This is a genomic window from Streptomyces regalis (assembly GCF_001509475.1).
GTDB classification, from domain to species: Bacteria; Actinomycetota; Actinomycetes; order Streptomycetales; family Streptomycetaceae; genus Streptomyces; species Streptomyces regalis.
Genome location: NZ_LLZG01000013.1, coordinates 84,828 through 97,729, shown reverse-complemented (window position 1 = coordinate 97,729; position 12,902 = coordinate 84,828). Strand labels below are relative to the sequence as shown.

Below are 12,902 nucleotides of genomic sequence, written 5' to 3'. Positions count from 1 at the left end.
CGTGACATGCGCAACGAGGGACTGGGGTCATGGCCCGCACGCCGGGCCCGCAAGACCCCGCACCGCACCGCCCTGATCCACGGCGAGACGGCCATCAGCTACGCCGAGCTGTACACACGCACCACCCGGCTCGCCCACGCCCTGCGCGCCCGGGGCCTCAGACGCGGCGACCGCATCGCCTATCTCGGCCCGAACCACCCCTCCTTCCTGGAGACGCTGTTCGCGGCGGGCACGCTCGGCGCGGTCTTCGTGCCCCTCAACACCCGCCTGGCCGGACCCGAGATCGCCTACCAGCTCTCCGACTCCGGCGCCAAGATCCTCGTCTACGGCCCCTCACACGCGGGGCTCGTCGCCGGCCTGCCGGGCAGCACCGACGTCCGCACGTACCTGGAGGTCGGAGCCGAGTACGAGGCGACACTCGCCGAGGCGCCGGACGAGCCGATCGACGAGCCGGTCGCCGCCGACGACACCTGCCTGATTCTCTACACCTCCGGCACGACCGGCCGCCCCAAGGGCGCGATGCTCTCGCACGCCAACGCCACCTGGAACGCGGTCAACTTCCTCATCGACAAGGACCTGCACGCCGACGAGCGGGCCCTGGTCTCCGCGCCGCTGTTCCACATCGCGGGCCTGACCGTGCTGACCCTGCCCGTGCTGCTCAAGGGCGGCACCTGCGTCCTGGTCGAGGCATTCGACCCGGGCGACACCCTCGACCTCGTGGCACAGCACCGGATCACCTATATGTTCGGGGTGCCGGCGATGTTCGAGCAGATCGCCCGCCATCCGCGCTGGCCGGAGGCGGACCTGTCCAGCCTGCGCATGCTCAGTTGCGGCGGCGCCCCGGTGCCGACGCCGCTCATCGAGGCGTACCAGGCGCGCGGTCTGACCTTCCTCCAGGGCTACGGCATGACCGAGGCGCTCGGCGTGTGCTTCCTCGACGGGGAACACTCCGTCAGCAAGGCGGGCTCGGCCGGCGTGCCGCACTTCTTCGCCGACGTACGGGTCCTGCGGCCCGACCTCACACCGGCCGACGCCGGCGAGAACGGCGAAGTGGTGGTGCGCGGCCCGGCCGTGATGTCCGGCTACTGGGGCCTGCCCGAGGAGACGGCCGCCTCCTTCGTCGACGGCTGGTTCCGCACGGGTGACGCGGCCCGCGTCGACGAGGACGGCTATGTCTTCATCGTCGACCGCATCAAGGACATGATCATCTCGGGCGGGGAGAACATCTACCCCGCCGAGATCGAGGACCTCCTCCTCGCCCACCCGGACATCGCCGAGTGCGCGGTCATCGGGGTGCCCGACGACAAGTGGGGCGAGGTGCCGCGCGCGGTCGTCGTCCCGCGTGAAGGCGCCGCACTGGACCCCGACGAGGTGCTCGCCTCGCTCTCCGGCCGCCTCGCCAAGTACAAGATCCCCAAAACGGTGGTGCTCGCGGAGGAACTCCCGCGCACCGCCTCCGGAAAGCTCCTCAAGTCCCGAGTCCGTACCCGGTACGGCAACCAGTAAGGAATCGCATGAGCATCACCGTGAACGGCCTCGACGAACTGAAGAAGCTGGCCGGCAGCGACCTCGGCACCAGTGAGTGGATCGAGATCACCCAGGAGCGCATCAACACGTTCGCCGACGCCACCGGCGACCACCAGTGGATCCACGTGGACCCGCAGAAGGCGGCCGAGGGGCCGTTCGGCGCCCCCATCGCACACGGCTATCTCACCCTCTCCCTCTTCATCCCGCTGTTCACCGAACTGCTGGACGTCCAGGGCGTGACCACGAAGGTCAACTACGGCCTGAACAAGGTGCGTTTCCCCGCACCGGTGAAGGTCGGTTCCCGTATCCGCCTGGTCGGCAAGCTGGCGGAGGTCGAGGAGGTGCCCGGCGGCGTGCAGATCACCGTCGACGGCACCATAGAGATCGAGGGCGGTGCCAAGCCCGCGGCGGTGCTGCAGAGCCTGTCCCGCTTCTACGCCTGATCGGCCCGTACGGGCACGAGGTCGAGCAGACGTTCCGAGGCCTCCCGGGCGAGGGGGGTGAGCCGCTCGTGCACCTTCCGGAACGTCTTCTCGGCCTGCTCGGCCGGCCAGTCGTCCGGCAGGTGCTTGACCGGAAGGCGGGGGTCGCGGCGGATGATCTGGAGCCACTCCGCCTGCAGCCTCAGCCGTAGCGCGAGGGCGTTGTCGGCCTCCGGCAGTTGCGTCTGCCACGGTTGCCAGTGCCGTACGAACGACTCGTAGCGCGCGGCCAGTTCGGCCAGCTCCCAGGTCTCCTCGATCATCGCGCCGATGTCCATACCGGCGTCGGCGTGCGCGCGGAACACCTTCACGTGGGCGGACAGGCCCAGCTCGGCCACCAGTGACGCCACATCGACCTCGCCCGGCGCGATCCACAGGCCGTTGAACAGCGGGCCGAAGCCGTTCCAGGTCAGCTTGGAGCGCAGGTCGTGCCGCTGGCGCTGCCAGGACTCCGGGAGGGAGAAGCCGAGCAGGGTCCAGCTGCCGTCCCAGTGCCGGTTGACGGCGCCGGTCTGCCAGATGCGCTGCTCGCCGTCGCGCAGGACGGCCGCCGAACGCTCGGTCAGCCCGAAGTACATCCGGCGGCCCTCGCGCTGGCGGCGCAGCAGACCGCGGTTCACCATCCGGGTCAGGGTCGAGCGGGTCGCCTGCTCACCGACGCCGGCGCCGGCGAAGACGTCGATGACACTGCCCGAGTACACGCAGACGTCCCGCCCGAGCACCTGGTCGCCCAGGAACGTCAGCATGAGGGACTGGGGCCGCAGCGCCTCTTCACCGGTCACGCGGCCCACGGTACCTCTCGTCGATCAGTCCGTGACCTGCTGGTACGAGGAGACGGCCGTCGCCACCGCGCACACCCCGGGCGGGATCATCTGCGCTGCTCCAGCGCGAACAGGCTCTTCACCGTGCCGGTGATCGGCCGACCGTCCACCTTGCGCGGCAGATCCACCTGGAGCAGCGGGCGGATCTGGGGGAAGAGCGTCCCCGTGGCGTCGTTCGAGGCGCACACCAGGCGGGTGTCCGTGACGAAGTCGCAGCCCTGGATGTCGCGCACCGGCTTGTCCAGGGTGATCTGCCAGGCCTCCGTCAGCTCGCCACCGGCCTGGGGCGTGGCCGGGTTCAGCAGGGGAGCGGGGAAGACCTGGAGTCTCCTCTGCTCCCCCCCCCCACTCGCCCGACACCAGCCACTGCCCGTCGGGCGAGACGGTGGCGAAGGAGTTGTTCAGCTTCTCGCCCGGGTTGAGCCGGTGGACGTACTCGTAGCGCTTCCCGGCCGGTGTCGTCACCGCGAACATCTTGGACGTGGCCGTGTCCGGGCCCTGGTAGGCGTCGACGGTGTGGCCGCGTGCGATGTCCGAGATCACCCAGGAGCGCATCAACACGTTCGCCGACGCCACCGGTGACCACCAGTGGATCCACGTCGACCCGGAGAAGGCGGCCGAGGGCCCGTTCGGCGCCCCCTCATCAGGCTCCTGCCACGTCGACGAACACGGGGTTCGAATAGAACCACGTATCCGTCCACGGGTCACCGTTCCCGGGCTCGTGCGGGATCGGCCCGTGCGGGTCGACCGACGCGCCGAGGTAGCCCGCACCGTGGCGGTTGCCGTCGCTGCCGCGCAGCCGGACGTAGAAGGACTCGTCCCCGGCGGTCAGCGGGACGCGCAGGGTGTACGTCCCCTTCCGGCCCGTCACGTCCTTTGTGTGGACGACCTTGGTGTCCGGTGCCTTCCAGGTGTCCCGGTCGCTCACCGGGCCGCGCACCGCGCCCCGGATGACGTCCACGTGCGCCAACTCGGGCAGGATTCCTTGCGGGTTGGGGCGGGAGGGGGTCGTCACGGTGATGGTGAGCGTGAGCTTCTCGCCCTTGCGCACGCGCAGCCGGCCGCCCATGGTGACGCCCCGGCCGAGGTCGCAGTCCCGCTTCAGGCGGACGTCGAGGCCGTCGAGCAGATGCCCGTGGTCGAGCCAGACCCGGCCCGCGCGCAGGCCCGCCATCACCGCGCGGTAGCCGTAGCGGGTGACGCCGACGTGGGTGCGGCTGAACTGGCCCGGCCAGAAGTCGCTGCCCGGCTGCGGGGTGTCGGTGTTCACCGGGTCGGGGAGCTTGCCGGTGCTGTCGAAGTTCTGGCCCGCCGGCCAGTCGCCGTTCTTCCAGGTGTCGAAGACGATGCGGTGGGCGTCGGAGTTCGTGGTGATCGAGAACAGGCTGCCTTCTGCCAGCATCGAGTCCCACAGACCGCCGACGGTCGCGGTCGCCCAGTCGAAGCCGCCGTACGTCAGGTACCCGTCCGCGGGGTAGCCGGTCCAGGACTGGGCCGACGGCTTGTTCTCGTACTCGCCGCGGATCGAGGTCGTCCCGCGCCAGCCGGGGATGGCCGCGCCCTGGGCGCCGGGTGCGCCCTCCATGCCGATCATGATCTCGGGGGCCGCGTCCCGCCAGGCGCGCATCTCGTGCGGGGAGTCGATGCCGAGGCGCATCGGGTGGTTGGCGAGGACCAGGACGTCGTCGATGTAGCCGGTGCGGCGCTGCTCGGCCAGCCACTTGATGGCCTTGACGGCGTGGACCTCGTTACGGGCGGTGTCCGTGCCGCCGGCCGAGCCGTCGGTGTAGCCGAGCAGCTTGCCGTCGTAGGCGCTCTCGAACTGCGTGAGCAGGTCGACCTCGTGCGCGCCGGGTGCCGTGAAGACCGTGCAGTGCTCGGCGGCCGGGATGTACCACTCCAGGCCCTGGAAGATCAGCTGGCGCGGGTTCTCGGCGCGCGCCTTGACGATCTCCTGGTGCTCCAGCGGGGCGCCGTACTTGGCGTGCCCGAAGTTGGAGTGCTCGGTGAACACCATCCAGTCCAGGCCGTACTTGGCGCCCGCGGCGGCCAGTTGGGAGAACGTGTACTTGGCGTCGTGGCTGTAGACGGTGTGGATGTGGTGGTCGCCGACGAGATAGGCGAGGCGCGGGTCGTCGCCGCCGAGACGCCGGTCGGCTGTGGTCGCCGCCGAGGCCGCGCTCGCTGTCGCGGGTACGGCCGCGGAGCCGAGGGCGAACGCGGCGCCGAAGAGGCCCGCGCGGCGCAGGAGTCCGCGGCGGGAGACGCCCTGGGCGTCCAGGAAGGCGGGGGCGACGGACGGGTCGGCCCAGGTGGGGAGCTGCTGCTCGGTCATGGTGGTCCTTGAGGGGCGTCGGTGACGGGGCGTCAGTGGGTCATGAAGGACTTGACGGGCAGCGCCCGCGCGACGATCCGGACGTCGCCGAGGCGGCCGTACAGGATCTGGTCGATCTTGCCGCCGTACTCGTAGCCGCCGAGCAGCCACGGCAGGCCGACGGAAGTGATGCCGACCGCGGACGCCTTCGGATTGCGGACCACCGGGCAGCCCTCGACGTACATCGTGGTGTGCTCGCCGTCGTTGACGACCGCGAGGTGCCACCAGGTCTCCAGCGGGGTCTCCTGAGCCCAGTTGGTGGCGATGCCCTGCTGGTTGAGCGGGCGCATCGCCCACTGCGGCTCCCGGTCGTTCGACAGGGAGAGGGTGGCGAGAGGCTCGTCCGGGTCGTCGGCGGTCTTGCCGGCGGCGCCGCCCGTGCCGGTCCGGCTCAGCAGGCCCGACCAGGCGTTGTGGGAGGGGTCCCAGTCGGCGGGGAGGCGGTAGAAGGCCTCGATGGTGTAACCGTTCGCGAAGGTCGCAGAATTGAGCGGAGCACCGTCGACCGTACGCAGGTACGCGCCCTTCAGTGGCGACTTGAAGCCCTGGAACTCCAGGCTGCCGTGGCCGGGCTGGTCGGGGTGGTGGTCCGCGGACCAGCCCAGCTTGCCGCCGCCCACCGTGACGAGCGCGAGGTCGTTGCCGCGCCCGGAAAGGTCACGGACCGTGCTGCCCTCCACCGGCTGCTCGAAGCGCCAGTACGCCACCGTGCCCGGGATCAGCATCCGCGACGCGGGCCGCGCGGGGCGTGCGGGCACCGGGTCGAAGCCGGCGAAGCGGTCCGCGAAGTCGATCTCTACGCTGAACCGGTCGGCGTCACCGCTGAGTTCGATCTCCTGCCGCTCCAGCTCATTGAGCCCCTTGGCGGCCCGGCCGAGGATCCACGGCGAGACCGTCTCCACGTCGATGACGTTCCGGTCGAGGTCGAAGCGGTAGAGGCGGATCATCGCCGCGCCGCCGAAGTAGCGGTTCTGGTAGTTCGTCAGATGCAGGTGTACGTCGTTCCCCGCCGCGTTCTTGCGGGTCGCCCGGCCGGCGGGCCAGTAGTGCCCGTTGAGGGTGAGGAAGATCTGGTCGTGGTCCTCGATGAGCTGGTCCCACAGCTGCTGCCCGTACGCCGACAGCGCGTCGTCCTCGACCACCAGCTCGTGGGTGGTGAGGACGACCGGCGTCTTCGGGTGCCGGGCGAGGACATCCTTGGCCCACGCATAGCCCTTCGCCGACAGCCGCCAGTCCAGCGCGAGCACCATCCACTCGCGGCCTGCCGCCTTGAACAGGTGGAAGGTGTTGTAGCCGTCTGGGGAGGCGCCCCCGAACGTCTTCTTCCCCTGGAACCGCTGCGGCCCGAAGGCGTCCAGATACGGCGTCGCACCGCGCTGGTCGTCCGTCGACGACTTCACGTCGTGGTTGCCGGCGAGCACGCTGTAGCCCACGCCCCGCCGGTCCAGGAGCCGGAACGCCTCGCTGATCGCGGCCACTTCGGGCTGGGTGCCGTTCTGGGTGAGGTCGCCGAGGTGGGACAGGAAGACGATGTTCTCCTCCCGCCCCTGCTCCAGCAGATAGCGCAGGGACGCCTCGACCGGCGCCTTGTCGATGCTCGGCCCGTCGAAGAGGTACTGGGTGTCGGGCATCACCGCGAGCGTGAATCGACGGCTGTCCGGGTCGGGCCGCCGGAGCTCCGTGGATGCCGCTTGCGCTTCGGTCGGCAGCGCGACCGAAGCGGTGGCAGCGGCGCCGATCAGCGCGGTGGCCCGGAGGAAACTGCGTCTTGCGGCGCCGGCCTGCGCGGCCTCGCCCTGGTCGTGCGCATGCGAAGTACACATGGGTGCTCCATGAAGAGACGGAGAGGAAGAGAGTTCAAGAGAGGGAGAGGAAGGGAGTTCAGAGGACGCGCAGGGTCCAGCTCCAGCGGTGGAGGCCCGGTGCGACGCGATAGGAGGGGAAGGTGTCGGGGCCGCACGACGCCGTGCCGAGGCCTCGGTGCGCCGCGTCGATGTGCACCACGCAGCCGGTGCGCGGTACCAGTTCGTCGTGGTGCGTGGCGGCGGTGAGGTCCTCGGCGCGGTAGCGGGTGACGGAGACCTGGCGCGGCTCGTCCAGCACCACCGCGAGGCCGGTGGCGTCCGTTGCGGACAGCGTGAACCGTCGAACGCCGTGTCGGCCACCGCTCTCCTGCGGGCGCAGGTAAGGGGTGAACAGGTCGTCGACGGGGAGGGAGTGGTGGCCCACCGGGGCCCCCGCGCTGCGGTCGGGATACGACTCCCAGGGCCCCTGCCCGAACCAGTCCAGCAGGTCGAGCCCCGCCATCGTCTCGAAGACCGTGCCGACCCGCGCCACGTCGTCGAACGCCTCCGGCAGCTCGGCCTCCTCCTCGACCCGGACGCCGCCCTCGACGGGCGTGAGCACCTGCCGGTGCCGTACGACACCGGTCGCGCCCGCGTACTCGGCCTCCACCGTCACGTGTCCGGCGTCCTGGCGCACCGACACGACCTTGCGCACCAGTGCGTCGAGTCCCCAGTTCCGCCAGCGCTGCGCCATGCCGCCCAGCTCGTCGTTGTCGGTGGGTGCACGCCACAGGGAGAGCGTGGGTGCCACCGTCAGCAGCGGGTGGACGAGGAGCCCCTCGCCGTCCACCTCGACCTGCCGGGCCACGGCAGCGACATCGACCGCAGCGGGCCCGCGCAGCCGCACCTGCGGCACGCACACCTCCGTGCCGCGCGGCGCCCACGGCAGATCCGTCGCAGTCGTCACCCGCAGCGTCAGCCACGCCTCGCCGCCGTCCTCCGGCAGCACGAACGGCAGCGGCACCGCCGCCGTCTCACCCGGGCACAGCTCGGGCAGCTCGGCCGGCGCGGTCAGGGTGCGACCGTCCGCCAGCGACAGCTCCCATACGGCGGCCAGCCAGTCGAAGCCGCGGAAGTGCTGGTGGTTGGTCAGGACGACGCCCTCGTGCCGGAAGCACTCGATCCGCACAGGCGCCGCGATCTCCCGGTGCTCGTACATCGCCGGCTTGGGCGTGCGGTCGGGAAACACCACGCCGTCCGCGATGAACGCGCCGTCGTGGATCGTCTCGCCGAAGTCACCGCCGTACGCCCACCGGTACCCGGGCGCGGCGACACCGTTGTCATAGAGCCCGGCGCCCCCACGCCCGACCGGTCTTCCGTCGCTCACACGTTGCAGAATCCCGTGGTCCCAGAACTCCCAGATGAACCCGCCCTGAAGACCTGGGGTGGCCTCGATGGCAGCCCAGTGGTCGGCCAGCGTGCCGCTGCTGTTGCCCATGGCGTGCGAGTACTCGCACGGGATGAGCGGCTTGGTCTGCTCGCCGGAGAGCGCGTGCGCCACGCAGTCCTCCAGCGGCGCGTACATCGGGCAGGCGATGTCGGAGGCGAGCCCCGGGTCCGCCCAGCCGAGCTTGGCCGCCCCCTCGTACTGGAGCGGCCGCGTCGGATCGTGCCGACGCACCCAGCCGGCCGCCGCGTCATGGCCCGCGCCGTAGTCGGACTCGTTGCCCAGCGACCAGATGACGACCGACGGATGGTTCTTGTCGCGCAGCACCATCCGCGAGACCCGGTCCACGAAGGCGTTCAGATAGCGCGGGTCGTCGGCGATCTCGTGGGCGTGGTCGTGGGACTCGATGTCCGCCTCGTCGACGACGTAGAACCCGAGTTCGTCGGCGAGGTCGTAGAGCGTGGGGTCGTTCGGGTAGTGGGCGGTGCGGATCGCGTTGAAGCCGAACCGCTTGAGCAGGACCAGATCGGCGCGCATGTCGTCGTACGACACCGTCCGGCCTGTCAGTGGATGGAAGTCGTGCCGGTTGACGCCCCGGATGAAGACCCGCTCGCCGTTGACCAGCAGGTCCCGGCCGACGATCTCGACGTCCCGGAAGCCGATCCGGTGGCGGGAGGTGTCGGCGACCGTGCCGTCGGCGCGGTGCAGGCGGACGGTCAGGTCGTACAGCTCGGGCGTCTCCGCGTTCCAGGTGCGTACCTCGGGGACGGTGGTCAGCAGCCGGGCCTCGCCGAGGAAGTCGGAGACGCGCTCGTCCTCGGCGTTCGCGCGGTCGAACTCCGCGTCTTGCGCGAGCGGTCGGCCGTCCAGCTCCCCGGTGAGGTACCACCCCGCGGGCAGCGCACCGCCCGCGTCCCGCACCCGGCAGTCGACCTGCAGGTCACCGCTGTACCGCGCCCGCACGGTCACGTCCGCGAGGTGCAGCGGATCCGTCGCGTACAGCAGCACCGAGCGCGTGATCCCGCCGTGCCACCACTGGTCCTGGTCCTCGATGTGCGAGGCGTCGGACCATTTGACGACGGTGAGCCGTACGGTCGCGGGCGAGCCGGGGCGGGTCACCCCCGTCAGATCGAACTCGGCGGCCAGATGGGAGTCCTTGGAGATGCCGACCGGCCGCCCGTCCACGTGCACCAGCAGCACGCTCTCCGCGGCCCCGACCTGGAGCACGATCCGGCGTCCGGCCCAGTCGGCGGGGACGTCCACCTCACGCTCGTACACGCCCGTCGGGTTGGCGGCGGGGGAGTGGGGCGGGTACTCGGGGAAGGGCATCCGGACGTTGGTGTACTGCGGCAGGTCGTCCGTGCCCTGCATGGTCCAGACGCCGGGGACGTGCGCCGAGGACCAGGGACCGCCGACCGGCGCGTCCGGAGCGGACAGCAACTCAAAGCGCCAGTCGCCGTCCAGGGGGAGTGCTCCGGGGCGCCGGTCGACGGCGTTCATGGGCAGCCGCCCCCAGGAGGTCACCTCGGGTGCCTCCCAGGGGCGCAGGGCGATCAACGGGTCGAGAGGTGCGTCGGTCATGACCATTCCGAAGTCGGTGCGGTGGGCCGGGGCAGAGCGTGGCCTTGCAGGCCCCAGGCAGGGTCGACGGGGATGCCGAGACGGTCCAGGACGGTGGGGGCGATGTCGATGAGGCGGGGCGTGTCGAGCCGGGTGCCGTCGGGCACACCGGGCTCGGCGACGATGACGAAGACTTCCCGCTCGGCACGCGTGTCGCCGCCGTGGCCGCCGGTGTCGAGGTGACCGTGGTCCGTGGTGACCAGCACGGTCCAGTGCTCGGCGGCACGCCGGGGGTCACGGCGCCGTTCTTCGATCGCCTCCAGCAGCCGCCCGAGGTGGGTGTCCTGGGCACGGAGAGCGTCGTCGTAGGCGGGGGAGAGGGGTCCCGTGGCGTGGCCCGCCTCGTCGGTCGCGCCGAAGTACACGAACACGACGTCCGGGTCGCCCCTGGTGAGCCAGCGTGTGACCGTGCGGGCGACGCGGCGGTCCGCGGTCTCGTAGCCGCGGGACTCGCCGTTGTAGCGCACACGCCGGCCGATGGCGCGGCCGAGGGTGCCGCGGCGGACCAGTGCCGGCCAGGACACCGCGGCCGCGGTGCGCAGGCCGGGCCGGGCGGTGGCGGCGCGCGTCAGGAAGTCGGGGTAGCGGGCATAGTCGGCGCCGGTGAAGTCGTTGCCGGTCACCCCGTGCCGGTCGGGCCACACTCCGGTCAGCACGCTCGACCAGCCGGGCCCGGAGTCGGTGTAGGCCATGCTGGTGGACGGCCCGTCGTCGGCCTGGCCGTCCACCTCGCCGTAGGGCAGCACGCTGGTGCCGTGCGCGCCCGTGGCCATCAGGCCGTGCAGTACGGGTGCGTTGGCCGGCCGGCGGGTCAGCCGATCGAAGCGGAGGCCGTCCATGCCCACGACGAGCACTTTGCCGTGCCGGACCTCTGCGTCGACGTCAGTCACTGCCTACCTCCACTACTAAGAGCTCGGGATCGACTGCCGGTTCTTGGCTGCGCGTCCAATGTGGCTGGTCGCGGCGGCCCCCCGGGGCGTCTGAAATGGCGCCCGGATCTCGCACAGACAGAACCGCCTAGCTGCCCTGCACCGCCCCTTCCGTAGCACCCGCGATGAACCCACGCGCGAAGATGCTGAACACCACGACCAGCGGCAGGGACGCCATGAGCACACCGGCCATGACCATGCTGTAGTCGGTGTTGTGGCCGACGTTGAGCTGGGCCAGCTCCACCTGGAGCGTGACGTGGTCGGGGTTGGTGAGCACGATGAGGGGCCAGACGTAGTCGTTCCAGGCGTTGACGAAGGCGTAGATGGCGAGGAAGGACAACGCGGGCTTGATCATCGGCAGCGCGACGTTCCAGTACTGACGGAAGAAGCCGGCGCCGTCGATGCGCGCCGCGTCGAGGAGTTCGTCGGGCACGCCGTTCTGGATGTACTGGCGCAGCCAGAAGATGCCGAAGGCGTTGGAGAGGGCGGGCCAGACCAGGGCCTTGAGCATGCCGACCCAGCCGACCTCGGACATCAGGATGAACTGCGGCAGGACGGCCAGCTGGAGCGGCAGCATCATGAACACCAGCAGTGTGCCGAAGAGCACCTTGCGCCCGGGGAAGTCGAACTTGGCGAAGGCGAAGGCCGCCAGGGAGTCGATGAACAGCACCAGGACCGTGGTCACGCACGCGACGACGACCGTGTTGAGCATCGACCCGAAGAAGTCGATCGTGTCGAGCACATGCCGGATGTTCTCCAGCAGATGGGAGCCGAAGGTCAGCTTCGGTGGGCTCTTGTAGATGTCCTTGGTGGTGTTGGTCGCCATCACGATCGTCCACGCGAACGGGAAGACCGAGATCAGGACGGCCACCATGAGCAGGATGTGCGCGGTCAGGCCCTTGGGGCGGCGCAGCCGCTTCGCGCCGGTGGCCGGCCGCGGCGTGGCGGCTGTCGTCATGACTTCCTCCCTCGTTGCACGATGCGCCAGTTGACGACGACGAGCACGATGATCAGCACGAAGAAGGCCCACACGATGGCCGCGCCGTAGCCGTAGTCGTTGTCGAGGAAGGCCGACTGGTAGAAGTACAACAGCGTGGTCAGGCCCGCCTGGCCCGGGCCGCCGAGGTTCTGGTTGGCGGCGTTGCTGGCGAAGAGCACCTGGGGTTCGCTGAAGCTCTGCAGGCCGTTGATGGTCGAGATGACGACGGTGAACAGGATGATGGGCCGCATGATCGGCATGGTGATCTGGAAGAAGGTACGGACGGGGCCGGCTCCGTCCAGCTTGGCCGCCTCGTAGATCTGCGTCGGGATGGCCTGGAGGCCGGCCAGATAAATGATCATGTTGTAGCCGGTCCACATCCACGTCATCAGCAGCGCGATCACCACTTTGATCAGCCACGGATTGCTCAGCCACGGGACGGGTGAGATGCCGACCGTGCCCAGGATCGCGTTGACGAGACCGAAGTTGTTGCTGAACACCGCACCGAAGAAGATCGCCACGGCGACGATCGACGTGACGTTCGGTACGTAGAGGGCGATGCGGTAGAAGCCCTTGAAGCGGCGCACCGAGTGCAGCAGCGTCGCCAGCACCAGGGCGCCGAACAGCGTGGGAACGGTGGACAGGACCCAGATCACCAGGGTGTTGCGGATCGACAGCCAGAAGACCGGGTCGTTCCAGAGGAACTCGAACTGCTGCAGGCCGACGAACTGCTTGGTGCCCAGGCCGTCGTAGCGCTGGAAGGCCAGATACAGCGAATAGAAGACGGGGACGAAGGAGAAGGCGGCGAAGATCAGGTAGAAGGGCGAGATCGCCAGGTACTGCCGCCAGTACGACAGCACCCCGCGACGCCCGGGCCGAGCGGTGCCCGCGGGCGGGGTGCGCCGCGGGCGGAAGCGGGCCGGGCCCGGCCCGCCACGG

General features: G+C 70.2%; 9 protein-coding genes and 2 pseudogenes. 3 read left to right on the top strand and 8 right to left on the bottom strand.

From position 1 onward, the window contains the following. Positions 1-6 precede the first annotated feature (6 nt). Positions 7-1,506 (top strand): acyl-CoA synthetase, encoded by a 1,500-nt coding sequence (locus ADL12_RS03860; protein ID WP_062698446.1) that lies wholly within the window; start codon positions 7-9, stop codon positions 1,504-1,506. An 8-nt stretch (positions 1,507-1,514) separates the two neighbouring features. Next, complete coding sequence (locus ADL12_RS03855; RefSeq protein WP_062698444.1) at positions 1,515-1,970, top strand: MaoC family dehydratase; 456 nt, start codon at positions 1,515-1,517, stop codon at positions 1,968-1,970. Here the strand turns inward: ADL12_RS03855 and ADL12_RS03850 are convergent. After that, positions 1,961-2,791 carry a PaaX family transcriptional regulator gene (locus ADL12_RS03850; protein ID WP_208614464.1) on the bottom strand — a complete coding sequence of 277 codons (831 nt, stop codon included), beginning with the start codon at positions 2,789-2,791 and terminating at the stop codon, positions 1,961-1,963. The genes ADL12_RS03855 and ADL12_RS03850 overlap by 10 nt on opposite strands. Positions 2,792-2,815: 24 nt before the next feature. After that, positions 2,816-3,364 (bottom strand): annotated as a pseudogene (locus ADL12_RS03845) (hypothetical protein); the annotation flags it as partial. A 1-nt stretch (position 3,365) separates the two neighbouring features. Between ADL12_RS03845 and ADL12_RS49580 the strand changes: the two are divergent. Next, positions 3,366-3,470: pseudogene (locus ADL12_RS49580) on the top strand (MaoC/PaaZ C-terminal domain-containing protein); the annotation flags it as partial. A gap of 3 nt (positions 3,471-3,473) precedes the next feature. Here the strand turns inward: ADL12_RS49580 and ADL12_RS03840 are convergent. From ADL12_RS03840 to ADL12_RS03815, 6 genes are all read right to left on the bottom strand, one after another. Continuing rightward, a complete protein-coding gene (locus tag ADL12_RS03840) occupies positions 3,474-5,165 on the bottom strand; it encodes a PHP domain-containing protein (protein ID WP_062698442.1) in 1,692 nt (563 codons plus the stop codon). A 32-nt stretch (positions 5,166-5,197) separates the two neighbouring features. Next, entirely contained in the window at positions 5,198-7,027 is a 1,830-nt protein-coding gene (locus ADL12_RS03835) for a LamG-like jellyroll fold domain-containing protein (protein ID WP_062698440.1), read from the bottom strand. 58 nt (positions 7,028-7,085) lie between these two features. Beyond that, positions 7,086-10,016, bottom strand: coding sequence for a glycoside hydrolase family 2 TIM barrel-domain containing protein (locus ADL12_RS03830; RefSeq protein WP_062698438.1), 2,931 nt, complete (start codon positions 10,014-10,016; stop codon positions 7,086-7,088). Beyond that, complete coding sequence (locus tag ADL12_RS03825; RefSeq protein ID WP_279617123.1) at positions 10,013-10,945, bottom strand: alkaline phosphatase family protein; 933 nt, start codon at positions 10,943-10,945, stop codon at positions 10,013-10,015. Before ADL12_RS03825 ends, ADL12_RS03830 begins: the two co-directional genes overlap by 4 nt. A gap of 127 nt (positions 10,946-11,072) precedes the next feature. Then, complete coding sequence (locus tag ADL12_RS03820) at positions 11,073-11,942, bottom strand: carbohydrate ABC transporter permease (RefSeq protein WP_062698436.1); 870 nt, start codon at positions 11,940-11,942, stop codon at positions 11,073-11,075. Next, positions 11,939-12,823: a carbohydrate ABC transporter permease gene (locus tag ADL12_RS03815; RefSeq protein ID WP_062698529.1), complete on the bottom strand. Its 885-nt coding sequence runs from the start codon at positions 12,821-12,823 to the stop codon at positions 11,939-11,941. The genes ADL12_RS03820 and ADL12_RS03815 overlap by 4 nt, the downstream gene beginning before the upstream one ends. Positions 12,824-12,902 lie beyond the last annotated feature (79 nt).